The organism is uncultured Fibrobacter sp. (assembly GCF_947166265.1).
GTDB lineage: Bacteria > Fibrobacterota > Fibrobacteria > Fibrobacterales > Fibrobacteraceae > Fibrobacter.
Window position 1 is genome coordinate 44,900 of record NZ_CAMVDO010000015.1, and the last position, 26,234, is coordinate 71,133.

Here is a 26,234-nt window from a genome sequence, read left to right on the forward strand (position 1 = left end):
TTGGCCGTGAGGTCGCGAAACCTCAAGCCGATGCCGATGACGAAATTGAATTGCGTCCATACGTTCCCAAGAAGAAATAACGAGATTGCATTATGAGTGATTTTACCATTTTCTCTGATGATGCTGCAAAGGTTCAGCGGTTGATGAGTGCCTACCAGGCAAGCGTCAAGGCTGAATATATCGTACTTTGTCACCGTGACGGCTCTACCATTGCCGAAGTGGGTTCCTTGGGAATCGATGCGACTCCGCTCGCCGTCTTGAGTACGGCATCCTTCGACTCGGCCCGCCAGGTCGGGCTGATGCTTGGGGGCGAAAATTTCCAGTCGGTTTCTTTTACGGGTGAAAATCGTTCGATCTACATTTCTCCCGTGGATCAGGCTCTTCTGCTTGTCCAGATCTTTCCGGGATCCAAGCTTCCTAACCGCATTGAAGACTTCAATCGCTTGCTGGTTGAAAAGCTGGTCGATGCCGTTCCTGCCTTTACGCAGAATACAAGCCGCCTGGTCCGTTAAACCGTTGATCTAGGGGCTTTCCCGTGGCAAAAATCCCACCGCTTCGAAATTTGCGGAAAACGACGATCTTCGTGATTGTCGTTTTCTTGGGATTTCTCATACACCGAATAGTCGTTGCCTACATGGGCGATTACTCTGTTCGCGACTATGCCGAGGCGGAACTGACGCTTGCGCAGAGCGTTGTCTGTAGCCATATCGTAAACGGTTCCCCGTTCGGAGTCGATAGCGTGTTCGAAGAAGGAATGCGCCTTTACTACTACTCCACGGTGTCTTCGGCCCTGCAGCTTGGGGGCGACACCCTGATGCACATCTGGTTTAACGGCTCCGATACGGTGCAAAAACTTGCCTGCGACATGACGCAGGATGTCTGCCTTACAACGATTGTCCCAAAGCTTTTGAGTCCGGGCGAGTGGAGCGTGGACCTGGTTGCCGGACGGAAGTTGCTTTCAACCCGTCAGTTTGTCGTAGAACCTAACGAAAGGTAGCGTTTATGTCCCGGCATTTCTGGTTGGGACTTTTTTTACTGGCGCTGTCTGCGTGGGGCATGGATGTCGATTCCTTGCCAAAGTGGGACCCCGCGCTGTTGGCCCGTGGGGAATCGTTTGTTCCAAATGTAGAATCTCCGGAGCGTACGGATTCGCTGGAAACTCATGGCTATAAAATGGTACAGATTACCGTGGGCGATGGGGGAACCCAGGTGGACCAGGAACTTTGCTTGTCTATAACGGGGCGCCTGACCGATAGCGTTTATATTGACGCACTCCTTTCCGATGTGGGGCGGCGTGCGGGGGACCAGACAACAGCGACACTCCGCGAAGTGGACCAGATTTATTTTAGGGTGGAATCCCCGCATTACTTTTTGCATCTGGGCGACCTGACGTGGGTGGATTCGTCGATGGGCTTTACCGGAATCAACCGAGCCTCTCTTGGGGCGATGGGGGGCATTCGCGGTAATTTCGGCGGTGGATACGCGCAGGTGCGTGGCGTTATCGGAACCGACGAGGTCGAGCATTTTACGCGCATATTTAATGGCGTGAGCGGGCAACAGCTGGGCTATTCCCTGGATGGTTATGGAAACTTTATTGCGATTGTCCCGCAGTCGGAAACGGTCTGGTTGAACGGCGTAAAGCTTTTGCGCGGCAAGGATTACCAGGTGAACTATGCGGGCGGCATGCTTGATTTTAAGGGGGCGGTACTTCCTGGTTTTGATGACGAAATTCGCGTGGAATACGATGCCTACGAAAGCGATAACATCTATATGCTTAAGGGCGCTTCGGCTAGCTACAGACACCCGAACCTGTACTTGGATGTTTCCGGCTTTAGGCTTGAAAATGATGTAGACCGCTTAAAGCGTGGCGTGTGGACGGATGTCGATTACGCTCTTTTGAAGGCGGACCGTGGCGATGAGTTTGTTCGTGACGATACGCTTCCGGCTTTGAACCGCCCCGACCGAACGGACCGTTTTGCTGCAAGAATGCGGATTCAGGAAAACCGCCAGTTCTATGCGGATTTTGAAATGGCGATGAACAGGCGCGATTCCAATATAGTGTCTTCGCATGTCGATGGTCCCGAAGGGCGAGCATTCCGCTGGTATGTGACGACGGATTCGACCCGAGACCTGTTGCATTTTCCGCTTGCGATGTCGGTGTACGGAAACCGGGTGCAAGAAGGGTTTGACATCTTGAATTTCCCCGGAACAGATTTGGACTGGAACCTGTATGGCTTGCGTGACCGCTGGGATTTGGCGTATGCGGATTCTACTTTTTTAGAAGATGATTTGTTGCATGACGAATTCACGATGCGTACGCGCTTTGCGAGGGAATGGTTTGGATCTGCCCAGTGGGGCTACCGCCGTAATGCAGACGAAGACTGGAATTCTTCGCGTGTTCAGTTGGGGGTGGAACATCGGAATCGTAATGTCATGGGAAACCTCGCCCTGATTCGGATTGCAAGTGTTCAGGAACAGGAAATGGAACGCTATCAGGGAACGTTGGATGCCGAATACCTGCAGGGCATGTTGCGACCCTTTGGAAGTGGCGATTTACGTTATACGCAAATAGAGGGAGAAACGCCTTTTCACGAAAGTATCCATGACGAGGTCGTGTATGGAAAGTCTTCGAGCGGACTTGGAATTTTCTTTGACCGTGGCGAGATTCGTGAAAGCGTTGGCGGACGCATGGCTAGGCGCCGTGGCGACAGTTTTGGCGATGAATGGGCGGATTCTTTGTGGGCATCTACCTGGGTGCAGGAGGCGAATTACAATAGCCGATATTTTACGATGTCTCATTTGTTGCAGTACGAACAAGTGCGCAGGGATTCTTCGGAGAGCGAACACAGCTGGCTAGGAGATCTTGATTCCCGTTTTGGGGCCGAAGAATTGGGCATTCAGGGGAATGTTTTGTATAAACTAGGGCTTACCGAAGAACAGATTTATACGGCCGTGTATAAGGCGGTGGCACCCGGAACAGGTGATGTGCGCTACGATAGCTTGACGGGAAGCTACATTGAGGGGGTGGACAATGGTGACTTTGTTTACGAGGGTATGGGGCGTAATGACTCGGTGGGAGCGGTCCTTTCTTCGGAGGCTTCTTTTGCGATTGATTTCCGATTGAATCCGGGATTTTTATTTGGTATACGCGAAGGTTTTTTGCGTGATGTGACCTTTGGCGGCTCTTATGAGGGCGAAGGGAGCGATACGACGGGGAGGGTGATTTACTTTCCACCGGTAACGACATCGCAACTGCACCGTATGACTTCGGGACGCATGGCAGTGGAAGGCTTGGTGGATTGGCAACATCCTTCGGGGGTGTCCCTTGCGTATAGGCCCGGCGCGAGCTTTGACAAGAAACTTTCTTCGATTTCGTATTATGAGACAACCTATTCGCACGAGTTCGATGCGGGGTATAGAATTAATCTGGATCATTTTGTCGGAGGAACCTTTCTGATGCAGGAATGTGAACTTTCGGCGTTGCAGGATTGGAACTGGGATATTTACGAGGGTTCGCTTCGTTACCGCTTTGATTTTTTGCAGGGGTTCTATGTGCAGCCTTTGGGGAGGTATCGCGTCGGTGAAGGGAGCGATGGAACGGAATACGAAAGCGGCACTTTTGATGCTGACCTTTGGGAGGGCGCTTTGCGTGTAGGCTATAATCGCCAAAAAAAGGTGAATTCTTTCGCTAATTTTTCGGTGGTGCAGGTGGAGCGCCGTGGAGAAGTCATTCCGTATCAGGTGATGAACGGTTACAGCGAAGGTCGCACGTATCGTTTTGAATTTTCGCTCTCGGTGGATTTGAATGATTTTTTGTCGATGGGGTGTAATTATATTTTGCGGTTTGGCGATGCCGAAGAAAATATCTTTCAGAAGCTGAGCACCGAAGCGAGGGCGTATTTTTAGTGTTGTGTCATCCTGAGCGTGGTTCACAAAGGTCCCTGAGCCTGCCGAAGGGCCGAGAGTGTGTCATCCTGAGCCCATTCGACAAGCTCAGGGTAAACTCCGGGCAAAGCCCGGAGTCGAAGGATCTTCTGCTGGTATTTATTACGTTGCTTGTGCTCTGTGTACACGCCTTTTCTGCGGATTGTCGCGTTACGGCGGTGCAGTGGGCAAGCGTACATGAATCCTATGAAGAATCCCAGGTGCAGGCCTTGGTTGGAAAATCCTGCGAAGAATGGTCGCTTACTCGCGAACGTATTTTGAGGTATTACGAAAATAGCGGTTTCTTGGCGGTTGCTTTTGAAGGAAAAATCGATTCCGCTGGAGTCTTGACGGTTCAATTGGATCGAGGCTCTGCGTGGGTGTGGGCTCCGCCTGAAAATTTGGATTCTTCGGGGAGCAAGCCCGAGGTATTCCGCAGACAGACGGGAATTGTCGCTGGTGACCTTGTCTCGCCATTTGATTTGGAACGCTCCGATATGAAACTTGCGCGCCTAGGTTACTATAACCGAACAGCTCCGGTGCAAATGTTCCGTGATCCGAAGCGAAATCGTATTGTTCCCGTGTATCACATGCAGGCGGCTGCGGTTTCGGAAGCGTATGCGTTGCTCACTTATTCCAGCGAAACCGACGTGTGGGAAGGTAACGTGAATGTGGCACTTTACAACATTCGGGGAACTGCCCGCGACTTGATTTTGCAGGGCTTTACCGCCGAAGATGCTCGTCGCCTAGAGGGTTCGTACAAGGAACCGTGGATTTTCGATACGGACTGGAACTTGATTGCACGCGGCTATTTTGATGAAGATTCCTCGGCGCGCGACGCTTATGGGGAACTCGGTGTTTCGCGCGACATCGGCTTTGACTTTACCGTGGGCGTTTTCTTGGGCATCGGGAATTCCCGCAAGACTTCTTCGCTGGAACTGGATTATGTTTCACTGGACCGCTTTGTCTTGCCGCGTAAGGGAACGCGTTTCAAGGGCGCGCTTGTATGGAATATGGACCGCCCCGATTCCTTGGATAATTACCTAAAGGCCTCGGCCAAGTTCTCGCGCTACATTCCGCTGCTCGGCAATTGGATAACGCGCTTTAGCGGGGCTGCCGGCGGAATTTTCCCGACAGATGCAGACCTAGATCGCTTCGATTATTTTGCGTTGGGAGGCATGAACGACTTTAGGGGCATGGATTATCGTTTTGTGCGGAGCCGTGCCTATGGGTATTCTGAATTTGCGATTCTTTGGCAAGACGGTTACGACCTGAGCATCGAGGCGTTCTACCAACCGGGACTCTATCGCTCTTTTAGCCGCCCTGACCGTGGCTGGAAACGGGAGCAGGATTACGGCGTCGCCTTTACGCAGTACCGTGGCAACTGGAGCGTTAATTTGTACTACGCCCTCCGCAACGGTGAAAATTACCTCGACGGCATCATCGGCTTCGGATTAAAAACTTTATTTTAGGTGTGAGCTATGAGCTGCGAGGTCGGTCGCCTCCGGCTCCCTTTGAGTCAAAGTTTGGCAGCGCAGCTGCGATTATATAAGCTCAAAGGCACATTGTGCCGTCCTCATACCACAGAGTGCCTCTGGCACGAGCTCATTGCTAAACCGGAGTCTTGCTTTTCTCGCCGGCGATTTCTCGTACAAGTTTCGGCACCAGATAACCGGGGAGCTTGGTGCGGATTTCTGCAATCAGCTTGCGGGCTTCTTCGTCATTTACTTCAAAGTGGGCGACTCCGTTCGCATGGTCCAGCTGGTGCAGGTAGTAGGGGAGGACTCCCTGTTCAAAAAGCTTGCGGCACAGGGCGGTGAGCTTGGTGGCGTCATCGCTAATTCCCCGTAGCAGTACGCTCTGGTTCAAGAGCGTCCAACCGCTAAAGCGCAGTTGTGCAAACACGGTTGCCGATTCCTCGTCGAGTTCATCGGCGTGGTCCACGTGCGACACCAGTACGCAGCTAAACCTTGCCGGCAGTTCGCGCAAAAGTTCAAAATGCTGCATCACCAGGTCCGGGCGCATCACGGGGAGGCGCGTGTGGATGCGGAGCGTGGTGACCGAGGGGTGCATCGCAATCGCTTCAATCAGTTCGCGGAAGGCTCCGGGACCGAGTGTCAGCGGGTCGCCGCCCGAAAGAATCACTTCCCAAACGTCGGTGTGGGTGTCGAGCCAGTGGCTCACCTGAAGTGCTACGTCGGGGGTGTTCTGGAAGGGGTAGTTCTTGCGGAAACAGAAACGGCAACGGGCACCGCAGGTGGCGGTCGAGACAATCAGGGCGCGCTGGTCGTATTTCTGGATGATGCAGTCGGATTTCCCGGCCGGCAAGTCGCCCACGGGGTCGTCTACAAAACCTTCGACTTTCTTGAGTTCGTCCTTGGTCGGCAAAATTTCGCGCAACAGGGCGGCGGGATCGCTAGCCTTCTTGATCAGGTCGGCATAATGCCTAGAACAAAGAAACGGAAACTTCGGATTTAGGTCTAGATCGGCAAGAGCGCTTGTTTTGGCGATAGTTGTCGCCAAATCGGATCCCAAATAGTCCAAAAAGTCGGGGATTTGCGTGAAAACGGTAACGGGGCTTTCCATTATATTGCTAAATTTAGAATCAAAATCAACAAGAGGATAATATGGGTACTGTAAGCACCAACGAATTCCGCAAGAAACTTAAAATCATGGTTGATGGTCAGCCGTACGAAATCATCGAAAACCAGTTTGTGAAGCCGGGTAAGGGTCAGGCCTTTAACCGCGTTCGCATCAAGAACCTGGTGACTGGCCGCACCCTCGAACGCACCTGGAAGAGTGGCGATACGGTTGAAGAAGCCGACGTGACTTTCACCGAAATGACTTACCTCTACAATGACGGTTCTACTTGGTACTTCCTGAACAACGAAACTCAGGAAACTGAAGAAATCTCCAAGGAAGCCCTCAATGGTTGCGAAGTTTGGCTCCTCGACGGCGCTACAGTCGAAGTCACCTGGTGGAAGGACCCGAAGACTCAGGCAACGCTTCCGATCGAAGTGATTCCGCCTACCTTCGTTGACCTCATGATCATCGACGCTCCTCCGGCAGTCCAGGGCAACACCAGCGGTAACGTGATGCGTGAATGCACCGTCGAAACCGGCGCCAAGGTGATGATCCCGCTCTTCATCGAAAACAACACCAAGATCCGCGTGGATACCCGCGACGGTTCTTACCTCGAACGCGCAAAATAAGACCGGACTGTCTAAGCTCTGCGAGTTTCTTACTCTGGAGCCAGTCCTCTCGCAAAAGCGTGCAAAACGAGAGTCGCAGAAAAATGCTTGCATTTTTCTATGACCGAGTGAAGCCGCGGACGCCGTAGGCGTCAACCACGCCTCGTTAATACGAGGCGTTTGTTGCTCACGAATAAGACCGGACTGGCTAATACCAGGCGTTTTTAAAAGCGACTTTTAAAAGCCTCGTCTATGCGACGGGGCTTCTTTTGTTTGATGTTCCTTTTTCTATCTTCACTTGTATGTTCATGAGCAAGAAAGACCTTCGACTAGACCTTGATACACGGTGCAATTTCCGCTGCCATTATTGCGATAATGCAAGTCTCGATCCGGCAACGAAAATTTCGTTTCCGCTGGAGCAGTTCGAGGCGGTTTTCAAGAGTGCCGAGAAAAACTGCTGGTCGCTGTTCTTGAGCTGTGCGGGCGAGCCGCTGGTGAACCCCAAGTTCTCCGAGGTCATGGAACTCCTGTCGAAGACGGTTCATACACCGGATGTTTCGATGGTGTCGAATGCCCTGCTCCTGAACGAGAAAAATCGTAAGCTGATTCTGAATTCGACGATTGACCGCCTGTTTATTTCGATGGATAGTCTTTCTCCCGAAATTTTCACCAAGTGGTGCGGCGTTTCGGCGGAACAGTTCCAGAAGGTGGTGGATCATATCGAAGCCTTTGCGCAAGAACGCTTGGCGCAGAAAAAGCGTCCGCACCTGATTGTGACATCCATTGCGATGAAGGATACCCTCGACGGCTTGCCAGAAATTGCGCGCTGGCTGAAAAGGCTCAAGGTTTCTGCTTACAATATCCAGTGGCTGAATTCCATGGACCATGATTACCTGCGCAATGAACTGCTTGACTTGTCGGACCCGGCGGTCGCGGCGAAGGTGCAGTCGGTTCTGGATGAAGTTCGCGGAATCTTGAAGGGGAGTGGCGTGCTTCTAGATTATCCGAGGGCCGTGAGTTCGGAAAAGCTCAAGTCCGTCTGGATGAACCGCAAACTGTGGCGGAACAAGCTGTACTACTTCAAGGATATTTTGATGAAGCTCACGGCGAAGCGTCGCGGTTTACCGTGTCGCTTCGCGAACAACACTTTTTACTTATGGCCCGACGGTCACTTGAAGGGCTGCCCGGCAGATGGCTTTGATACGGGAAACATTTTCGATGGAGTCCATACGCTGGAATCCGAAATCGAGGCGGTTCGCAAAAAGATAGCGGCGGGTGAAACCGGCCGCTGCAAGAATTGCTTATTCGTGAATGAATAAGTAGAGGTTAGGGGAGGGCTGAGCCCGCCCTTGTCATTTTAGCGAATTTCGGAATGTTTCGGCGACCTTGTCCGGGTCATCGCTTTTCAGCCAGCTGAGTGTTTCTGTGCCTCGGTAACTCCATGCAAAAATGTTGTCGATTCCTGCGGCGCGACTTTCTGAAACGGCGATGGCGAGGTCGTTTTCGCGTCCCGCTTCAATCTGATATGCCTTGATCCACATCTGCACGGCCTTGCCGTACCTGGTGGCGACATCCACGAGTTTCTTGGCGGTTTCCGCGTATTTTTCGCGGACCCATTCCTCGGTGGCGCCGCGTTCCCAGTAGGGGTCGCTTGCGACTTCGTCGACGCTTTCGAGGCTTGCCACGCGGCCCCAGTCATCGAGGCCTGCGGGGAACCACGGTGGAAGCATGCAGACGCAGTTCCTTTTTCCGCGGGCGTGAACGTCTTCGGTCATTTCCTTTAAAAAATCGATGAGGCGATCTTCGCGGAATTTCAGCACGTCTTCGGTGAGTTCTGCGGGCATCTCGTAGCCGAACCTGTCGCGGAACAATCCACGGCATTTTTCGCAGCGGCAGCTCCAGTTGCTGAGTCCGCCCTTTTCAAAGTAGAAATGCGGCTCGTCCCAGAAAATGGTGCTTACTTTGGTCGCACAGACGGATTCAATCCACTTGTGCATGTAGGCGCGGAATTCCGGGTGATTTGGGCAGGCGGCCACCTTGGGCTTGCCATCGAGCGCCACCTGGCATAAGTCGTGGTTCCGGGCGGTAAGTTCCGAATAAGCCTCGCCGCCGAATACGCGGCCGACACCCCACGGGTTTACGTAGACAGTCAGACCGAGGTCTGCGGATTGGTCCACGATGTCCTTCATGGTACCGTAGTAATACTGTTCGTCTTCTTCGCTCCAGGTGTGGAGCACCGCGTTAAAACCCGCTGCCTTGATGTCTTGCATATCGGCAAGCACATGCCTAGGCGAACGTACGCCAAAATAACTTACGCCTTTAATCATGCAAAATAATGTAGAATTTAGAACTTTGGCTCGACAAGCTCACCAACCTGATTAAGGTCCCTGAGCCTGTCGAAGGGCCGACTTCAGAAATCTGAATTAATTATTAGCCCACTGGGGCGAACCGCTCTTGAGCAGCACCTGTTCGAGAGTGCTGTACCATTCTTCTTCGCTCACGGGCTTGCGTACCCAGTAGTAGTTCTCGTCGCATTGGGGGAGCGGCATGTTGTCGGGAACGAGTTCCACAATCCACGATTCGGGAATTCCGTCGTGCAACAGCTTGCTGAACTTGATATTCTGCTCGCAGGGTCTGTCGGCGTGATCGAGAATGATGAGGGCGGGGGACTGACCGATGATGAGCGCCGATTCCAGAAGGTTGGTTGCATCTTCGATGGAATTGCAGGTGTACATGGTGGAATCTTCTGCTAAGTCTCCATGTTCCAATAGCCAACGGAAAGTCCATTGACTCAGGCGATCAAGGCTGCCTGGGGAAGATGGGGTGATGAAGAAGATGTGTCCCATGGTCTAAAAGATAGGTAATTATCTCGTTTTGTGGATAGATTTTTTCGAGTTTTTCAAAAAATATTTTTTATCCAAAGATTGTTTTCGACTTATCAACATCTTGTCGCCACTTTGTTTATTTTCTCAACGTTGTCCCCTCGCGCCCATACGACAAACATGTTCATTTCTGTGGATCCCGTCGGTCGTAGCACTCCCTCCAGGATGACGTATGTAATAAAGTCATTCTCGACCGAAGGGAGGGCGGACAGCACTTGGCAAGTGGACGCCTTTGGCGTCCGCAATTTCGGCTCAACCATGCCAGAATGTAAACATTCTGTCGCGGCGTTCGCCTTATATGCTTTTGTTGCCTTAGTGCGCATGGTCCTCGAAGGGGAGAATCCAGGGTGACTCTCATATTTTTAATTTTTCGCTATGTTTCCCGACGTTCCTGAATTCCGCTTTATTGATTCTCTCTTGAAAGGTGCTGCCGACTTCAAGCACGAACCTCCGCAAAAACGCGACTGGCTCGGCGTGGGTGACGATTGTGCCCTGTTCGACGGCTGGCTTGTGACAAAGGATCTCTCGGTAGAGAACACGCATTTCAGGCTCGACTGGTCTACTCCGGAACAGGCGGTCGAAAAGCATATTGTGTCGAACGTGTCCGACATTTCGGCGATGGGCGGAAAGCCGAAACTCGCTCTGCTTGGCCTGTGCTTGAACAGGAACTGGTCCGAAGAAACCCGTACCCGTGTGCAGCAGGCCCTTTCGGAAGGCTTTGCAAAACGCGGCATTGCGCTGATCGGTGGCGATACGGTGGCTGGCGATGTGGGAATGTTTTCGACGACGCTCCTGGGCGAACTTGCCGGCGAAAAACCGCTTTTGCGCTCTGCCGTAAAACCGGGTGATACCTTGTATGTAAACGGGACTCTCGGAAAGTCTGGGGCGGGGCTCTGGCTTTTGATAAACCATCCGGAAGCGGTGGGCGATTTTGCTGCACTGGTCGAATACCATTTGAATCCGCGAATCTCTGAGTCGGCGGGGGCGGAACTTGTCCGCTTGGGGGCAAATGGCGCTGCGATGGACATTAGCGACGGACTTTCGTCGGAACTGAACCATTTGGCGACCGCTTCGGGCGTGAACCTGCAAATCGAGGAATCTAAACTTCCGATTGACCCGGATGTTCTTCGCCTGTGTGACCGCTATCACCTTGATCCACTTGAATTTGCGTTAAATGGGGGCGAAGAATACGAACTCCTATTTGCAAATTCTTGCTCAAAAAGTATATTTGAAGAAAACGAGTTTATTGGTCGGGTGTGTAGAATTGGTTTTGCCGTGGAAAGTTCCGTGGCGCCCCAAGTGTGCATACTCCGCGAAAATGGAGAGATTTTGCCCGTTTCGCCGCGGGCGTGGTCGCATATATGATTAATTCGAATAAGATGAACTTGGGGCAGCTGTTGCTCCGCCAGGGTGTGCTTGACGAAGACCAGCTTGCTCATGCCATGGCCGAACACAAGCGCACAGGACTCATGCTGAGTAAGATTTTGGTGCGCCTAGGAATGGTGAGCGAAGAAACGCTTACGAACATCCTTGGTTCGCAGATGCAGTCGTCGACCAAGATGCGTATCGGTGAAATGCTCCTTGCGCAGGGCTATATTACGCAGGAGCAGCTGGATAAGGCTCTCGAAACGCAAAAGACCTCGGGTAAGCGCCTTGGCCGCACGCTGGTGGATCTGGGCTACATGCCCGAAGAACGCTTGATCGAAATTCTTTCGAGACAGTTCGAAGTTCCGTACGTTAAGCTAGACAATTTCGATATCGATCCGAACGCCTATACCTACCTGCCCGAAGACATGTGTAAGCAGTATAGGGTGGTTCCCCTGTTCGTTCAGAAGACCGAAGACGACCGTCGCCAGGTGCGCTCCGTGCTGACGATTGCGATGACCGACCCGACCAATATGCGTACGATCAGCATCGTGAAGTTCAAGGTCAGGATGGACGTAGAAATCGTCATGGCCTCCGATGCCGATGTGCAGAAATGTATCGAACGCGTCTATGCAGGGCACGGCCCCGTCGAAGAATCCTTGGCCGACCTCATTAGCGAGTCCAAGGAAGGCGATGAACTGGAAACCGTGGAACGCGGTCAGGGCAATAGCGACGAACCGGAACTGTCCGACGAAGAAGGTCGCCAGGTGGTGAAAATCGTGACGACGCTGATTCACGAAGCCATTGCCCGTAAGGCATCTGATATTCACCTGGAACCGCAGGAAACCTTCCTCAAGCTCCGTTACCGTATCGACGGTGACCTGCAGGTGATGTCCCCGATTCCGGCACGTCTGATGCCGCAGATTCTTTCGCGTATCAAGCTCCTTTCGAAGATGGACATTGCTGAAAAGCGTAAACCCTTGGATGGCCGTTTTACCGTGCGTTACAAGGGGTCCGAAGTTGACCTTCGTGTGAGCTCGTTCCCGATTTCACTCCGTAAGCGCGGCGTTTGCGAAAAGATCGTTATGCGTATCTTGAACCCGAACTCCGGTCAGTTCCCGCTGAAGGATATGGGTTTCGACCCGCGTGTGCTTAAGCAGTTTATCGATGCGATTAACGCACCTAACGGAATTGTGCTGGTGACCGGTCCTACCGGTTCCGGTAAGTCTACTACGCTTTACGCTTCTATTCGAGAAATTTTGGACTCCACGATCAACATCTCTACGATGGAAGACCCTGTGGAATTGAACATTGACGGTGTGAACCAAGGACAAATTAACAACGCCGCAGGCTTTACCTTTGCGGCGGGCATCCGCGCCCTCTTGCGTCAGGACCCGGACGTGATTATGATCGGTGAAATGCGTGACCAGGAAACTTCGTCCATGGCTATCGAAGCCGCTTTGACGGGTCACTTGGTCTTCAGTACGCTCCATACAAACGATGCTGCCGGTGCATTCCCTCGTCTGCTCGAAATGGGACTGGAACCCTTCCTTGTGTCAACCGCTATCAAGGGCGTTCTGGCCCAGCGTCTGGTGCGCCGTATATGCAAGAACTGTAAGGAACCGGTGGAAATTTCGCAGGAAATGCGCGACGAATTCCACTTGACCCCTGACATGCAGTTCTATCACGGTAAGGGTTGCGAAAAGTGCGAAGGCTCGGGCTACAAGGGCCGTTGCGGTATCTACGAATTCCTGGTGCCGAACGAAACCGTGCGTAACCTTATCATCAAGCGTTCTTCGGGTGACGTTATCAAACGCGCCGCCATGCAGGAATGCGGCATGATTACCCTGCGTATGGACGGTATCCAGAAGGCGCTCGACGGACACACGACCCTTGAACAGGCAATCGGTGCTTCGACCTCCGACGATTAACTTGTCTTGAATTTAGCAGATGATGTAAATGAGGCTTCTTAACGGAAGCCTCATTTTGGTATGTAGCCGTCTCATACGTCTTTCACGGCTTGCTGTCCCCGCGATTCTTCTTGTCATCCCCGCGAAGGCGGGGATCTCTTTGTTTGTATATGCGCTCGTCATCCTGAGTGAATATTTTTTTTACAAAGATTTTACAAAAAATCGGGCGCTGAGTCGCTGAAAAATACGTGTTAACAAATAGGGACTACTCCTAATTTAACACGAAAAGGAATATTCATGAATATTAAGTCTTTTGACGACCTTGACATTACCGACCCGATTATGTTCGGACTCGTATTCAGCAATAAGCATATCGCGCAGCCATTCATCGAACACTTGCTGGACATCAAAATCGATCACCTGGAAACTCCAGTTCCGGAGGCGGTCTTGAGCTACGATGTAAAGCACAAGGGCGTTCGCTACGATGTCTTCGCGCGGGAAACTAACGAAAACGGAGAAACGGTTCGTTCCTTTGATCTGGAGATGCAGATGGTTGACACCAAGGAGCTTCCGCAGCGGGCTAGGTACTACCAGAGCGTGGGCGACGGCGTTGCCCTTTCAAAGGGTGGTTTCTACACCAACCTCAAGGATCAATACGTCATTTTTCTGTGTCCTATGGATATTTTTGGACGCGGACTTCCCTGTTATCACTTTGAAAATAGGGCAAGCGAAGACCCAAGTATTACTTTGAACGACCTTTCTTACAAAAACTTTTATATATTTAAAAAGTACGAGGAATTTACGGACCCGGTTGTCAAGGCGTACATGAAGTATTTTGCAACCAGGAATGCGGACTCCCGTGAAACACAAAACATTAACGACCAGGTGTCTTATTACAAGGCCGACACTCTCATAAGGAACAAGTATATGACTTACGAATATGACCTTCATGAAAGCAAGGAAGAGGGCCGCGCTGAAGGCAGGGTAGAGGGCCGAGCAGAAGGCCGTACGGAAGGGGCTGATGCTAAGGCTCGTGAAATGGCTGCTGGCATGCTTACGGAAGGCGATTCCGTTGAGAAAGTTATGCGCATTTCGAAGCTTTCTAAAGAAGACGTCCTTGCGATTAAAGCAAAACTGGAGACGTGACCTTCGAATAATTATTGAAAGCACTGGAGGCAAACATGTTCGATCATCATGAATACGAAGTTCTCGAAGCCGAGGCCTTCTTGAAGGGTGAGGCCAGTGGCGTTGAAAAAGGTATAGAAAAAGGTGCCCAGCAGGAACGCGAAAAGGCTGATGCTGAATATGCCGCTCGTGATTCCAAGCGTGCCAATTACCTTCGTTCGCAGAATGTCCCGGACAGCGTGATTTCGGCGATGCTAGCCTTGAAGTAACGGAACTCATTTTTGATGCGTTCGGCCTCTTAAACTCAAAAAAGTAAGTTTTTCATCATTTAAAGGTGCGGAATCTTTAATTTTACGAAAAAATTACCTATATTTGTCTGTAATAAGTTTAACATTTCGGTCGGACTAGGCGAGGCGGTGGTCGCTGCGCACCAGGATGGCTGGAGTAATTAAATATGGCGGCATATCCTAAAAGCTACCTGGCAGAAATAGTAGAAAACCAGGGGAAACTCTTTGAGCTGGTATCCGATTCCAATCCGCAGATAGACCTGGAAGACTTTATAAAGAAATTCATGACTGGCAAGACAAGGATGTTCTTGGATCGTGCCGATGCGTACCTGAGCAATATAGATTCGAAGGAACTATACGAGTTCTTTTGCAGAATGGATTCCTTTACGCCTAGGAAAGGTCGGAACATTGATGGCATCCGTTCCAATTGGATTGGTCAGTTCTATGCCTATTACCAGTGGCAGACAGGGCTTCCTAGCAAGAAAGTCTTGGAAAAACTTCCAGTCGATTTTATGGAGGTCTCTTACTACGGACTCCACGACCTTGACCTGGACTTGGCGGTAACGAAAATCCTTGATTCAGCTTGATGTAAGCGAACAGCCTTTTGCTATATTTAGCGAAAAACGGAGGCCTAATGTTTGATTCAGTGAAAATAGAGCGATTTCGCGGGATTAACCACGCGTCTATTTCTGGTTTTAGGCGTATCAACCTGTTTTTTGGCAAGAACAATTGTGGAAAGTCTTCTCTGCTAGAGGCCATCTTTTTGGCCTGTGGGCAGTCCAACCCACTTTTGCCCCTAAATATAAACGGTTTCAGGGATTATCGGAAAATACAGAAAAAGGACATTGCACTCGATTTCTATAAGTTGGACACGGAAAAAAAAATTCGGATAACGCTCCAAAATGTAGAAACTAGAGACCTTTCCATCTCTTTTTTTGAACAGGTTGCTTCCGATATCAAGCTTGATGAAGATGGCAAGTCCGTATCAAGTATGCCCAAGGATCAGTATGGGCATGTTCTGAAATACAGCTACGGTGGACAGGAAATGGTTTCCAAGATTGTTTTCGAATCTACGGGACCGAACATTCTTCAGGATATTGACCCTCGTTACAAGGAACGTATTAGATGTCGCTATCTTGGACCAAAGTTTGATTTTTATACGTCGATACAAGGACTAGACAACATTATCAAGAACAAGGATGAGGGGTCCATTCTAGATGCGTTAAGGATAATCGAACCTTCCATAAAGGATTTTCGCTATTCGGATGGAGATGTCCTTGTTGATTTGGGACTCGAACAGCGAGTTCCCGTAAACGTTCTTGGAGACGGCGTCCGGAAAGTCGTATCGCTGCTCACTTCCATATACGAGTGTCGCGATGGCGTTTTGCTCGTCGATGAAATCAGCAATGGTTTTCATTATTCCGTGATGGGAAAATTGTGGAAAGCCGTTGACAGTGCATGTCGGAGCAACAATGTACAGCTGTTCGCGACGACCCATGATCTTGATTCCATAAGGGGATTGGTGGATGGGCTTGAAGAAGAATCCGTGGCAGCGTTTCATCTTGAAAAATTGGATGACGACGAACTAAAGTCTTATTTCTTCTCGAAGGGCGACTTGGAGTACATGTTACGCCAGCGTATTGAGGTGAGGTAGCAGTGGTTCATTTTTTCATTGAATCTAGGGACGAAAAGACTCCCGAATACGTTTTCCTTATGAAATATATTGGAAAAATTCGGCCAGACTTGACTTTCGAGATTGTCCCGATGGATGGATTTGGAAACCTATTCAGTGATTCCATTAAGACCAAAATGCGCATAAATCATGATAGGCATGAAAAGAACGTGGTTGTCGTGGACACTGATTATTCTGAAAATGACGGCGGCTTTGCCCACCGGCGAAATGACATTGCAAAACGTGCCGCAGATGAAGGTGTAGATTTTATTTTTTTCTTATTTCCGAATAACTCGGATGACGGAATCTTTGAAAATTTGCTGGATTCGATTGCGCGGAAAGATCGGCACAGGCTTTTCTTCGATTGTTTCGCTGATTACGAGAACTGCATGAAGTCGCAAAAAGATGGTGACGGTAAACCGCTGTACCAGGTCCCGAATTTGAAGGGAAAGCTGCATACCTATATTAATGCTGTTCCTATGGAAAAAAGGCTAAGAAAAATGCTTGGCAGGGGAGATTGGCAATTCGAGAATGCCGAGTATTGGGATTTGGACCATACCTATTTGACGCCGCTTAAGTCTTTCCTAGAGACTGTATAAATTGAGCGCTTCATCCTTAAACTCAAAAAAGTAAGTTTTTCATCATTTAAAGGTGCGGAATCTTTAATTTTACGAAAAAATTACCTATATTTGTCTGTAATAAGTTTAACATTTCGGCTGGACTAGGCGAGGCGGTGGTCGCTGCGCACCAGGATGGCCGGAGTAAATCTAGGGTTACGGCGTGTCGAAGAACGGAAATCTTCTTATTCTAGGTGCAGGTCAGTACGGCCAGATGGTGGCTGAAATTGCCCAAGAAATGGGAATTTTCGCGAAAATCGCTTTCCTTGATGATTCGTTTGATTCTCGTCATTGCGAGCGCGTCGAAGGATCTCTGACTGATCTCCCGAAATTCGCCGCCGATTACCGCTATGGGTTCGTGGCCATTGGGAACCCGGAACTGCGCCGTAAACTTACCGAACAGCTTCTACAGAACGGCATAACCCCGGCAACGCTCGTGCACCCCACGGCATACGTGAGCCCGAGTGCGCAACTCGAATCGGGATGCTGCATCGAGCCTAACGCCACCGTGCAGACCGGCGCGACCCTCAAGACTGCGACCTTTATTGCCAGCGGGGCTGTCGTCCGGCACAACGCCGTTGTCGGCGAATATTGCCATGTAGACTGCAACGCCGTAGTGAATTCTACCGCCAATGTTCCGGCGGGTACGCATATTTTGGCCCAAGAGGCAACAAATGCATAAGACCCCCTACACACTCTTTTTTAAGCGACTTATCGATATAGTGCTTTCCGGTTTCGGCATCGTGGTGCTCGCGCTCCCCATGCTTGCTATTGCCATTGCCATCAAGCTCGACAGCAAGGGCCCCGTGCTGTTCAAGCAAAAACGCGTGGGCCTGCACAAAAAGCACTTTAACATCTACAAGTTCCGCACCATGCGCACCGACACCCCCAAGGACGCCCCGACGCACGAACTGAGCGACCCCAAAAAATGGATTACCAAGGTGGGCGGGTTCCTCCGCAAGACCAGCCTCGACGAACTCCCGCAGATGTTCAACATTTTCGAGGGGACCATGAGCATTATCGGCCCGCGTCCGGCGCTGTGGAACCAGTACGACCTGATTGCGGAACGCGACAAGTATGGTGCAAACGACGTGCCCGTGGGCCTGACCGGCTGGGCGCAAATCAACGGTCGCGACGAACTGGAAATTCCCGTGAAGGCCGCCCTTGACGGCGAATACGTAAAGCGCCAGAGTATCCTTTTTGACTGCAAGTGCTTCTTTGGTACGTTCATTAGCGTTCTTAAGAGCGATGGTGTAGTCGAAGGCGGCACCGGTGAAATCCACAAGCACGATACCTCTTCGTCATCCTCGACCAAGCAAAGCGCGGGAGGGGATCCAGTGCATTCGAGGGGTGCATAGTGAAAAAAATTTTAATTACAGGCGCGAACAGCTACATTGGCACCTCCTTTGCCAACTACTTGGCTCAGCCCGAATTCGCGGGCAGGTACCAGGTGACTACCCTCGACATGATTGGCGACGCCTGGCGCAGCCACGATTTTAGCCAGTACGATACCGTTTACCACGTGGCGGGTATTGCCCACAGCGATAACGGCAAGATCAGCGACGAACGCGCAAAACTCTATTATGCCGTGAACACCGACCTGACTGTGGAATGCGCCAAGAAGGCGAAAAACGCTGGCGTAAAGCAGTTCATATTTATGAGCAGCGCCATTGTGTACGGTGACAGCGCCCCCATTGGCAAAGAAAAGCTGATTACCCGCGACGCCCCCGTGAACCCCGCGAACTGCTACGGCGACAGCAAGGTGCAGGCCGAGAACGGCATCCGCCCGCTGGACTGCGACACATTCAAGGTGGTTATCCTCCGCCCGCCCATGATTTTCGGCAAGAACAGCAAGGGCAACTATCCGCTGCTCAGCAAACTCGCGCAAAAACTGCCCGTATTCCCGAAAGTCGAGAACTGCCGCAGCATGCTCTACATCGGGAACCTGGTGGAATTCGTGCGCCTGATGGTCGAAAACGACGAACGCGGGACATTCTGGCCGCAGAACCCGCAGTACAGCAACACCAGCGAAGTTATCTCGCTCATTGCCAAGGCACACGGCAAACGCTGCGTGCTTATTCCCGGATTCGGCTGGGCGCTCAAGATTATGGCCCACGTCATGGGACTCGTGAACAAGGCCTTCGGCAACCTCGCTTACGAACAGTCCATGAGCGAATACAAGCCGCCGTACCAGAAATACAGCCTGCAAGAAGCTATCGAAAGGACGGAGCGTTAATGAAATTTTCCATAATCACAATTTGCTTCAATAGCGAAGCCGTCATTCGAAAGACTATAGAGTCTGTTCTTGCTCAAGATTTTGCTGGCGAGGTGGAATACTTAATTATTGATGGTGCGTCTAAAGACAACACCGTTGCCGTTGCAGAAGAATATCGTTCGCAGTTTGCCGCTAAGGGTTATACATATATCATTTCGTCTGAACCTGACAAGGGTATCTATGACGCCATGAACAAGGGAATCAGAAAATCGACCGGCGACATAATCGGTATAATCAATTCAGGTGATTGGTATGAACCTATAGCTCTCTCTACAGTTGCCAGCACATATGAACAAACTCCGTTTGATATGTTCTATGCCGACATTAATCTTGTCAAGGCAAACGGCAGCGTTATTGTAAAGCATTCTAAGTACGACAAAATTGCAACCAGCCGCCATTGGAACCACCCCACGTCTTTTGTGACAAAGAATACCTATAACGAACTCGGCGTTTTCCGTTGCGAAGGTATTCATGACGACTTTGAGTTTTTGCTCAGAGTCAGGAACGCTAAGAAAAAGATTGTGATAAAGAATGTTGTCCTTGCGAATTTTGCTACAGGTGGCGCAAGCAACAACAAGAGCTTGAAAAAGTGTATAGGCCGAGTCAAGGACAGATACAAAGCGTATCGCAAAAACGGTTATAGCCCACTATACATCATCGAATGTGTTGGTATCGAAATTGCAAAGGCGATTTTGAGTTGATGAGGTTTATATGATTTCTGTTTGTATGCCTACCTACAATGGTGAAAAATATATAAGAGAGCAGATTGAAAGTATTTTGCCTCAACTTTCGGATATAGATGAACTGATTATATCAGATGATTCCTCATCAGATAATACATTGGGAATTGTAAAATCTTTCAACGATTGTCGAATAAAAATTTTTCAAGGACATTTTCATTCCCCTATATTTAATCTTGAAAACGCCTTAAAGAATGCAAAAGGCGATTATATATACACGGCAGATCAGGATGATGTTTGGAAACCAAATAAAGTGTCTGTAGTTCAAAAGTATCTAGAAAATTATGACTGTGTGGTTTCTGATGCTGTAGTTGTTGATTTAAACAGAAACGTAATAAACGATTCTTTTTTCAAATTAAGAAAAAGCCGACCCGGGAAAATATGGAATTTAATCCATAATTCTTATTTGGGATGCTGCATGGCATTTAACAAAAGAATTCTTGATATCGCATTGCCGTTCCCTAAAGACATTCCAATGCATGATATTTGGATTGGAGCTGTCGCGGATAATTTCGGAAAGCCTGTTTTTATAAAAGATAAGTTAATAGAGTATAGACGTCATGGAAACAACGCTAGTCCGGCTGCCGAAAAAAGTCGTTATTCTTTAATTGATAAAATTCGATTTCGTATGGCCATTGTTATGAATATAGGAAAAAGAAAAAATGAATGTAAATAAAATGATGTATGTGGCATTGGCTTATGATTTGTATAAAAAGAAAATTGATGGCCAAATATCTGCTTTTAACAGGAAAGGAATTGATGTATATCTGTGCTGCTACAATGGCTTAAAGAAGATATATCAATGTATTTTGTTTTGCAATAACGGGAAAAAAGTAGTTGATGAGGAATCAGATTTATTTAATAAGAGAAAATACACGAATTTTGTGTATAAATCAATGCAAAAATTTGGAGTGGATTCTGTTTATATAAGAAGACCGGGTATTTCGATTTTAACTTATGGGAAAATTATACGAAAAATCCGAAAAGATGGATTGAAATTCATATTTGAAATTCCTACGTATCCATTTGATTGCCCAGGAAATGGCATCGCAAGAAAACTTGCTCAGTTTGTTGAAAAGTTTTTTTTGAAGACATGGGTTTTTCCTTTTGCAGATTGTATACCCGTTTTTCTAAGAAATCGGAAAATAGTGTTGAACAAAAAAATGGTTCGTTCTTACAACTGTGTTGATTATGAACGATTTCAGCAATATGCTGAAGCCAATAGGGGTAACCATACTTCATTTAATATGTTGGCTGTTGCTTTTACCCAAAAATGGCATGGCTACGATAGAATCATTAAATCAATAGAGGCATATAAAGGCACTCGTCAAATCAATTTTACGTTATATGGTAATTTTTCAGATGAAACTCGAAAACTTATGGCGTATTGCAAAGCGAAAAATATTTCAAATGTAGAGTTTTTAGAAGAAAAGGATGTTCTGGATTTAGTTTCTTTTTATTCGTCTTTTGATATTGGTATAGGAACATTGGGTTTGCACAGAAATTCAAACACAAATCCGCAGGATTTGTGTGATACATCTATAAAAAATAAAGAATACTGTGCAATGGGATTACCATTTGTTCACGCTTCTATAGATGATTCTTTTGCAGAAAACTTCGCGTTTCATAGGTTAGTTCCTGATGATGAATCCTTGATTGATATTGATAGTTTGATACAATGGGTGGAATCTTTGAATATGACTGCTGCGTCTAGGGCTGAAATGCTGGAATATGCAAAACGATATTTAAGTTTTGACAATTATATAGATGGAATTCTACAGGCTTTAAAGAATTAAATGAATGACTTGCAAACAATAGTTTTTTATTTGCTTGTATTTTTTATAAGCATAGGGTTGTGTAGAGAATTGCAACCTAGGTTTGATTTGTATAGGGGTTCTGGAAGAATATTTCCTGCATTTATTGTTTGTTGTGTCGTTTCATTTCCATTAATTTTTGTTGCTGCTTTTAGGGATGTTAGTGTTGGTGTCGATACTCTTATGTATGCGATGAAGTATAATATTGTAAAAACAATGTCTTTGTCAGAAATGTTTGCTGATTATGGCGAAGATTATCTATATAGTTTAATCCTTTATGTTTCGTCACATTTGTTTGATAAACCATATGCATATTTTGGCTTGATGCAGGCGTTTGTCATAATTCCTTTATTAATGCTAAGCGTTAAATATTCAAATAAGGTTGATGTTTGGAAAATACTTGCGATTTATTGCTTTTGGTATTATAATGACTCGCTGAATATTATTAGGCAAATGGTTGCCGTTGTTTTTGTTTTTGTGGCGTTTGATTTTTTACAGGAACAAAAAAAATGGAAAGCTTTGCTTTTGTTTTTAATTGGATACGGATTTCATTCAAGTGCAATGATGATTGGTATTCCAATGTTTATCATTTACGCTGCTGTAAAAAAAAATCTGAGTTTGACAAAAAAAATAATAATCGTAGGACTTGTTGTTTTAGTTCTTGTACAAGGTCAAAATTTATTTGTGAACTTAATTGACGCAGGCGCTCTGTCTTCGAGATATAATTTATATGCGGATACCTTTATATCAGGAACATCACGAATGGTGAATTCCTGGATATCTGTGGGCTTTGGAGGTGTTTTCGAAAGTGTCTTTAGATCGTTAGTACTTTTGGCCGTGATAGTGTTTGTAAATAGAAATGATCGCTTCCGAGGATTTGATTTGTTCGCGTTATTTTTTGCTATAGGTATTCTTATATACTCTGTTGGGCTTATTTTCTACAAAACAGCTTACTTTGTTCGTCTTTCGCTTTACTTTGACATTTTTGGAATGTATCTGTTAGGCAGTTTGGATCAAAAAGGAACTCTCACAATCATAGATAATCATAGAATAGGCCTTTTCTCTTTTTGGATTTCGATTGTTTATTGGTTTACACATGTTTATTTGCTTACGCAAAGTCGAAGCATTCCTTACACGTTTACTCAATTTTAAGAAGGAATCAACAAAAATCTCATGACTGCACCACATAAAAAAATTTCCATTGTTTTTACATGTCATAATCGTGTTGAAAAAACAAAAAATTGCTTGGAAACAATCTCTAAAGCGGTTTCTTTATGTTCAGATTTATATGATGTATCTCTTTATGTGTGTGATGACGGATCTGATGACGGCACTAGAGAAATGTTACAGTCTTTTTCTTCGATTCCTTGTAAAATAGCTTGTGGGAATGGAAATCTTTTTTGGGCGAGGGGCATGGCGTTGGCTATGCAAATTGCTGAAAAAGATGCTGCTGATTACTATTTGTTCATCAATGATGATGTTTCTTTTTATCCCGATTTTCTAACAACAATTCTTAAAGATGTAAAAGAGAATTGTGCTGTGGTTGGTTGTACTTTGGATACGGAGGAAAAAATTTGTTCATACGGTGGCTTTACTTGGGAAGGGTGTATTAATAAAAGAAAAAATTATCGAAGAGTGACGCCTGAAAGTTTGAATAGGAATTGTAAATGGGCGAATTGGAATTGCTTTTTGCTGCCCCAAAAAATGTATGGAAAAATTGGAAAAATTGATGATTATTATGAGCACAGTTTTGCTGATTATGATTATTCAAATAGAATAGTAAATGCTGGCTTTGAAATGGTTGTTGCGGACAAATACATTGGCGTATGTAATCGTAATAGTCGTGAAGGAACATATCTTGATCTGAAATTGTCTATTGCCAAAAGATTCAGATTGTTGCACAAAAGAACAGGGTGTCCTCCAAAGTCAAGTTGGCATTATGCAAAAAAATTTTTCGGAATATATGCTCCGTTTGTTTTCTTGAAACCGTATGCGTATATAGTAGTCACCTCATTCCCTCTATACAAATGGAAAAAGAGAAAGTCATTAGCGTAAAAAATGTCACTTGTATTTAATGTCAATCACTAAAAAAGGAGTATTTGATTTTGTTGGATAAAAACTCAAAGATTTATGTTGCAGGTCACCATGGTTTGGTGGGTTCTGCAATTTGGAATAATTTGAAATCCCGTGGGTACAATAACCTTGTTGGCCGAACCCACAAGGAACTCGACCTTACCGACCAATATGCCGTAAAAAAATTCTTTGACGAAGAACGCCCCGATGCAGTAGTGCTCGCGGCAGCGTTTGTCGGTGGAATTATGGCAAACTCGCTTTACCGAGCCGATTTCATGATGATGAACATGAAAATCCAGTGCAACGTGTTCAGCGAGGCCTACGCGCACAACGTAAAGAAGTTTTTGTTCCTCGGCTCGACCTGCATTTATCCGAAAAACGCTCCGCAACCGATGAAAGAAGATGCACTGCTCACAAGCGAACTTGAATACACGAACGAAGAATACGCCATTGCAAAGATTGCTGGCCTCAAGATGTGCGAAAGTTACAACTTGCAGTATGGTACAAATTATCTCGCGGTAATGCCCACCAATCTTTACGGTCCCAACGACAACTTCCATCTGGAAAACAGCCACGTGATGCCAGCCATGATGCGCAAGGTCTATTTGGCTAAACTCATCCACGACAATGACTGGGAAAGTATCAAGGTGGATATGGACAAGCGTCCGGTCGAGGGCATCAGCGGTGAATGCTCTCGCGAAGAAATCCTGAAGGTTCTCGCCAAGTACGGCATCGAGAATAACAAGGTGACTCTCTGGGGAACAGGAAAGCCGCTCCGCGAATTCTTGTGGAGCGAGGACATGGCCGACGCCTCGGTACACGTGCTCTTGAACGTGAATTTCAGTGACATCATAGGCATTGAAAAATACTCCAGCGTACACTACGGCGCGAGTGTAGACGGCACTGTTGATCGTAACCACAGTGCCGGTCGCGGTGGGGCCATCCCGAAACTTGGTGAAATCCGTAACTGCCATATTAACGTCGGTACGGGCAAGGAACTCACTATCCGTGAACTTAGCGAACTCGTTGTGAAGGCTGTCGGTTTCGAAGGCGAAGTCGTGTTCGATGCAAGCAAGCCCGACGGCACTCCCCGCAAACTGATAGATGTAAGCAAACTCCATAGCCTGGGCTGGACACACAAGGTCGAAATCGACGAAGGTGTGCAGAAACTTTTCAACTGGTATAAACAGAGCCTCGCTCACTAATTTTATTAAGAAGGATTCTCTACATATGACGAAACGTAACGTAGCTCTTATCACAGGTGTCACCGGACAGGACGGCTCCTATCTCTCTGAATTCCTCTTGGCCAAGGGCTATGAGGTTCACGGCATTATCCGCCGTTCTTCCGTCGATTTCCGCGAACGCATTGCACATCTTGAAGGCAAGCCAAACTTCCATTTGCACTACGCCGACATGGGCGACTCCATGAGCCTCGTGAAGGTCGTGGGAAAGGTCCTGCCGACCGAAATTTACAACCTCGCGGCACAGAGCCACGTGCAAGTTTCTTTTGATTCCCCGGAATTTACTGCTGACGTGGATGCCACGGGCGTGCTCCGCGTTTTGGAAGCTGTGCGCACCAACCACCTTGAAAAGACCTGCCGCATTTATCAGGCATCGACTAGCGAACTCTACGGCAAGGTCGAAGAAGTCCCGCAGAACGAAAATACTCCGTTCCACCCGTACAGCCCCTACGCAGTGGCCAAGCTTTACGGCTTCTGGATTATCAAGGAATACCGCGAAGCGTATAACATGTTCTGCTGCTCCGGCATTTTGTTCAACCATGAATCTGAACGTCGCGGCGAGACCTTCGTGACTCGCAAGATTACGCTTGCCGCCGCCCGTATTGCCCAGGGCAAGCAGGACTGCCTCTACCTCGGCAACCTCGACAGCCTCCGCGACTGGGGCTACGCCAAGGACTACGTGGAATGCATGTGGCTCATTTTGCAGCACGACAAGCCCGAAGATTTCGTAATTGCGACCGGCGTGCAGCACACGGTACGTGAATTCGCCACACTCGCCTTCCACCACGCGGGTATTGAACTTTGCTGGGAAGGTGAAGGTGTGAACGAAAAAGGTATTAACGTGGCGAACGGTAAGACCGTTGTTGCTGTATCTGAAGATTTTTACCGACCGACCGATGTGGTGAACCTCTGGGGTGACCCGACCAAGGCGAAGAAGGAACTCGGCTGGAACCCGCAGACCACGACGTTTGAACAACTGGTTGCTCTGATGGTCGACAATGACATGCGCAAGGTCGCCGCCGACAGCGTTGCAAGCCACGTGCGTACCAACTTGGCTGAATACCTGGAAAAGGGATTGGTGAAGTAAAAATTAATGTAGTTTTTAGAACATATTTTTA

The 26,234-nt window shown here is 48.1% G+C and carries 26 protein-coding genes; 23 read left to right on the top strand and 3 right to left on the bottom strand.

From position 1 onward, the window contains the following. The first annotated feature begins 92 nt into the window (after positions 1 to 92). The 4 genes from Q0W37_RS09160 to Q0W37_RS09175 are packed head-to-tail and all read left to right on the top strand — an operon-like array spanning position 93 to position 5,396. A complete protein-coding gene (locus tag Q0W37_RS09160; protein WP_297700783.1) occupies positions 93 to 512 on the top strand; it encodes a roadblock/LC7 domain-containing protein in 420 nt (139 codons plus the stop codon). 23 nt (positions 513 to 535) lie between these two features. Beyond that, positions 536 to 997: a hypothetical protein gene (locus Q0W37_RS09165; protein WP_297700785.1), complete on the top strand. Its 462-nt coding sequence runs from the start codon at positions 536 to 538 to the stop codon at positions 995 to 997. Positions 998 to 1,002: 5 nt separating this feature from the next. After that, positions 1,003 to 3,906, top strand: a complete 2,904-nt coding sequence (locus tag Q0W37_RS09170; protein ID WP_297700787.1) for a hypothetical protein — start codon at positions 1,003 to 1,005, stop codon at positions 3,904 to 3,906. Then, entirely contained in the window at positions 3,906 to 5,396 is a 1,491-nt protein-coding gene (locus Q0W37_RS09175) for a BamA/TamA family outer membrane protein (protein ID WP_297700789.1), read from the top strand. The genes Q0W37_RS09170 and Q0W37_RS09175 overlap by 1 nt, the downstream gene beginning before the upstream one ends. A 139-nt stretch (positions 5,397 to 5,535) precedes the next feature. Here the strand turns inward: Q0W37_RS09175 and Q0W37_RS09180 are convergent, their stop codons facing one another. Continuing rightward, complete coding sequence (locus Q0W37_RS09180; protein WP_297700791.1) at positions 5,536 to 6,510, bottom strand: KamA family radical SAM protein; 975 nt, start codon at positions 6,508 to 6,510, stop codon at positions 5,536 to 5,538. 41 nt (positions 6,511 to 6,551) lie between these two features. On the opposite strand from Q0W37_RS09180, the gene efp reads away from it, so the two are divergent. Next, positions 6,552 to 7,136, top strand: coding sequence for an elongation factor P (gene efp, locus Q0W37_RS09185; protein ID WP_072978494.1), 585 nt, complete (start codon positions 6,552 to 6,554; stop codon positions 7,134 to 7,136). A 287-nt stretch (positions 7,137 to 7,423) separates the two neighbouring features. Continuing rightward, the gene (locus tag Q0W37_RS09190; protein WP_297700794.1) at positions 7,424 to 8,434 is read left to right on the top strand and encodes a radical SAM protein; all 1,011 of its coding nucleotides are present in this window, start codon (positions 7,424 to 7,426) and stop codon (positions 8,432 to 8,434) included. A 33-nt stretch (positions 8,435 to 8,467) separates the two neighbouring features. Here Q0W37_RS09190 and Q0W37_RS09195 read toward each other — a convergent pair whose 3' ends face one another. Then, the gene (locus tag Q0W37_RS09195) at positions 8,468 to 9,442 is read right to left on the bottom strand and encodes a hypothetical protein (protein WP_297700796.1); all 975 of its coding nucleotides are present in this window, start codon (positions 9,440 to 9,442) and stop codon (positions 8,468 to 8,470) included. Between the two features lie 96 nt (positions 9,443 to 9,538). Then, positions 9,539 to 9,961, bottom strand: a complete 423-nt coding sequence (locus Q0W37_RS09200; protein WP_297700798.1) for a hypothetical protein — start codon at positions 9,959 to 9,961, stop codon at positions 9,539 to 9,541. A 411-nt stretch (positions 9,962 to 10,372) separates the two neighbouring features. On the opposite strand from Q0W37_RS09200, the gene thiL reads away from it, so the two are divergent. The 17 genes from thiL (at position 10,373) to gmd (ending at position 26,203) form a co-directional block, all read left to right on the top strand. Then, a complete protein-coding gene (thiL, locus tag Q0W37_RS09205) occupies positions 10,373 to 11,362 on the top strand; it encodes a thiamine-phosphate kinase (RefSeq protein WP_297700799.1) in 990 nt (329 codons plus the stop codon). Continuing rightward, positions 11,359 to 13,293, top strand: coding sequence for an ATPase, T2SS/T4P/T4SS family (locus Q0W37_RS09210; RefSeq protein ID WP_297700801.1), 1,935 nt, complete (start codon positions 11,359 to 11,361; stop codon positions 13,291 to 13,293). The genes thiL and Q0W37_RS09210 overlap by 4 nt, the downstream gene beginning before the upstream one ends. A gap of 276 nt (positions 13,294 to 13,569) precedes the next feature. Beyond that, positions 13,570 to 14,418 carry an Rpn family recombination-promoting nuclease/putative transposase gene (locus Q0W37_RS09215; protein ID WP_297700803.1) on the top strand — a complete coding sequence of 283 codons (849 nt, stop codon included), beginning with the start codon at positions 13,570 to 13,572 and terminating at the stop codon, positions 14,416 to 14,418. A 35-nt stretch (positions 14,419 to 14,453) separates the two neighbouring features. Continuing rightward, complete coding sequence (locus Q0W37_RS09220; protein ID WP_297700805.1) at positions 14,454 to 14,666, top strand: hypothetical protein; 213 nt, start codon at positions 14,454 to 14,456, stop codon at positions 14,664 to 14,666. Positions 14,667 to 14,851: 185 nt separating this feature from the next. After that, on the top strand, positions 14,852 to 15,271 hold the full coding sequence (locus tag Q0W37_RS09225; protein WP_297700807.1) for a hypothetical protein: 420 nt from the start codon (positions 14,852 to 14,854) through the stop codon (positions 15,269 to 15,271). A 47-nt stretch (positions 15,272 to 15,318) separates the two neighbouring features. Next, on the top strand, positions 15,319 to 16,338 hold the full coding sequence (locus tag Q0W37_RS09230) for an AAA family ATPase (protein ID WP_297700808.1): 1,020 nt from the start codon (positions 15,319 to 15,321) through the stop codon (positions 16,336 to 16,338). A 2-nt stretch (positions 16,339 to 16,340) separates the two neighbouring features. Next, positions 16,341 to 16,955 (top strand): DUF3226 domain-containing protein, encoded by a 615-nt coding sequence (locus Q0W37_RS09235; protein WP_297700810.1) that lies wholly within the window; start codon positions 16,341 to 16,343, stop codon positions 16,953 to 16,955. Positions 16,956 to 17,136: 181 nt separating this feature from the next. Next, positions 17,137 to 17,655, top strand: a complete 519-nt coding sequence (locus Q0W37_RS09240; protein ID WP_297700812.1) for a hypothetical protein — start codon at positions 17,137 to 17,139, stop codon at positions 17,653 to 17,655. Beyond that, positions 17,648 to 18,331, top strand: coding sequence for a sugar transferase (locus tag Q0W37_RS09245; RefSeq protein WP_297700814.1), 684 nt, complete (start codon positions 17,648 to 17,650; stop codon positions 18,329 to 18,331). The genes Q0W37_RS09240 and Q0W37_RS09245 overlap by 8 nt, the downstream gene beginning before the upstream one ends. Continuing rightward, the gene (locus Q0W37_RS09250; protein ID WP_297700816.1) at positions 18,331 to 19,209 is read left to right on the top strand and encodes an NAD-dependent epimerase/dehydratase family protein; all 879 of its coding nucleotides are present in this window, start codon (positions 18,331 to 18,333) and stop codon (positions 19,207 to 19,209) included. The genes Q0W37_RS09245 and Q0W37_RS09250 overlap by 1 nt, the downstream gene beginning before the upstream one ends. Further along, positions 19,209 to 19,949 (top strand): glycosyltransferase family 2 protein, encoded by a 741-nt coding sequence (locus Q0W37_RS09255; protein WP_297700818.1) that lies wholly within the window; start codon positions 19,209 to 19,211, stop codon positions 19,947 to 19,949. The genes Q0W37_RS09250 and Q0W37_RS09255 overlap by 1 nt, the downstream gene beginning before the upstream one ends. Positions 19,950 to 19,959: 10 nt before the next feature. After that, a complete protein-coding gene (locus Q0W37_RS09260) occupies positions 19,960 to 20,664 on the top strand; it encodes a glycosyltransferase family 2 protein (protein ID WP_297700820.1) in 705 nt (234 codons plus the stop codon). Further along, on the top strand, positions 20,651 to 21,784 hold the full coding sequence (locus Q0W37_RS09265; RefSeq protein WP_297700822.1) for a hypothetical protein: 1,134 nt from the start codon (positions 20,651 to 20,653) through the stop codon (positions 21,782 to 21,784). The genes Q0W37_RS09260 and Q0W37_RS09265 overlap by 14 nt, the downstream gene beginning before the upstream one ends. Beyond that, positions 21,785 to 22,954, top strand: coding sequence for an EpsG family protein (locus Q0W37_RS09270; RefSeq protein WP_297700824.1), 1,170 nt, complete (start codon positions 21,785 to 21,787; stop codon positions 22,952 to 22,954). A 21-nt stretch (positions 22,955 to 22,975) separates the two neighbouring features. Further along, positions 22,976 to 23,857 carry a glycosyltransferase family 2 protein gene (locus tag Q0W37_RS09275; RefSeq protein WP_297700826.1) on the top strand — a complete coding sequence of 294 codons (882 nt, stop codon included), beginning with the start codon at positions 22,976 to 22,978 and terminating at the stop codon, positions 23,855 to 23,857. A 50-nt stretch (positions 23,858 to 23,907) separates the two neighbouring features. Beyond that, complete coding sequence (locus Q0W37_RS09280) at positions 23,908 to 25,080, top strand: GDP-L-fucose synthase (protein ID WP_297700828.1); 1,173 nt, start codon at positions 23,908 to 23,910, stop codon at positions 25,078 to 25,080. 25 nt (positions 25,081 to 25,105) lie between these two features. Beyond that, on the top strand, positions 25,106 to 26,203 hold the full coding sequence (gmd, locus tag Q0W37_RS09285) for a GDP-mannose 4,6-dehydratase (protein WP_297700831.1): 1,098 nt from the start codon (positions 25,106 to 25,108) through the stop codon (positions 26,201 to 26,203). Positions 26,204 to 26,234 lie beyond the last annotated feature (31 nt).

Excerpts from the sequence above, each read along its gene's own strand:
- Q0W37_RS09160 (WP_297700783.1), top strand. The coding sequence starts at position 93 with ATGAGTGATTTTACCATTTTCTCTGATGATGCTGCAAAGGTTCAGCGG.
- Q0W37_RS09170 (WP_297700787.1), top strand. The coding sequence starts at position 1,003 with ATGTCCCGGCATTTCTGGTTGGGACTTTTTTTACTGGCGCTGTCTGCG.
- Q0W37_RS09180 (WP_297700791.1), bottom strand. The coding sequence starts at position 6,510 with ATGGAAAGCCCCGTTACCGTTTTCACGCAAATCCCCGACTTTTTGGAC.
- efp (WP_072978494.1), top strand. The coding sequence starts at position 6,552 with ATGGGTACTGTAAGCACCAACGAATTCCGCAAGAAACTTAAAATCATG.
- Q0W37_RS09190 (WP_297700794.1), top strand. The coding sequence starts at position 7,424 with ATGAGCAAGAAAGACCTTCGACTAGACCTTGATACACGGTGCAATTTC.
- Q0W37_RS09195 (WP_297700796.1), bottom strand. The coding sequence starts at position 9,442 with ATGATTAAAGGCGTAAGTTATTTTGGCGTACGTTCGCCTAGGCATGTG.
- Q0W37_RS09200 (WP_297700798.1), bottom strand. The coding sequence starts at position 9,961 with ATGGGACACATCTTCTTCATCACCCCATCTTCCCCAGGCAGCCTTGAT.
- thiL (WP_297700799.1), top strand. The coding sequence starts at position 10,373 with ATGTTTCCCGACGTTCCTGAATTCCGCTTTATTGATTCTCTCTTGAAA.
- Q0W37_RS09210 (WP_297700801.1), top strand. The coding sequence starts at position 11,359 with ATGATTAATTCGAATAAGATGAACTTGGGGCAGCTGTTGCTCCGCCAG.
- Q0W37_RS09215 (WP_297700803.1), top strand. The coding sequence starts at position 13,570 with ATGAATATTAAGTCTTTTGACGACCTTGACATTACCGACCCGATTATG.
- Q0W37_RS09220 (WP_297700805.1), top strand. The coding sequence starts at position 14,454 with ATGTTCGATCATCATGAATACGAAGTTCTCGAAGCCGAGGCCTTCTTG.
- Q0W37_RS09225 (WP_297700807.1), top strand. The coding sequence starts at position 14,852 with ATGGCGGCATATCCTAAAAGCTACCTGGCAGAAATAGTAGAAAACCAG.
- Q0W37_RS09230 (WP_297700808.1), top strand. The coding sequence starts at position 15,319 with ATGTTTGATTCAGTGAAAATAGAGCGATTTCGCGGGATTAACCACGCG.
- Q0W37_RS09245 (WP_297700814.1), top strand. The coding sequence starts at position 17,648 with ATGCATAAGACCCCCTACACACTCTTTTTTAAGCGACTTATCGATATA.
- Q0W37_RS09255 (WP_297700818.1), top strand. The coding sequence starts at position 19,209 with ATGAAATTTTCCATAATCACAATTTGCTTCAATAGCGAAGCCGTCATT.
- Q0W37_RS09260 (WP_297700820.1), top strand. The coding sequence starts at position 19,960 with ATGATTTCTGTTTGTATGCCTACCTACAATGGTGAAAAATATATAAGA.
- Q0W37_RS09265 (WP_297700822.1), top strand. The coding sequence starts at position 20,651 with ATGAATGTAAATAAAATGATGTATGTGGCATTGGCTTATGATTTGTAT.
- Q0W37_RS09270 (WP_297700824.1), top strand. The coding sequence starts at position 21,785 with ATGAATGACTTGCAAACAATAGTTTTTTATTTGCTTGTATTTTTTATA.
- Q0W37_RS09275 (WP_297700826.1), top strand. The coding sequence starts at position 22,976 with ATGACTGCACCACATAAAAAAATTTCCATTGTTTTTACATGTCATAAT.
- gmd (WP_297700831.1), top strand. The coding sequence starts at position 25,106 with ATGACGAAACGTAACGTAGCTCTTATCACAGGTGTCACCGGACAGGAC.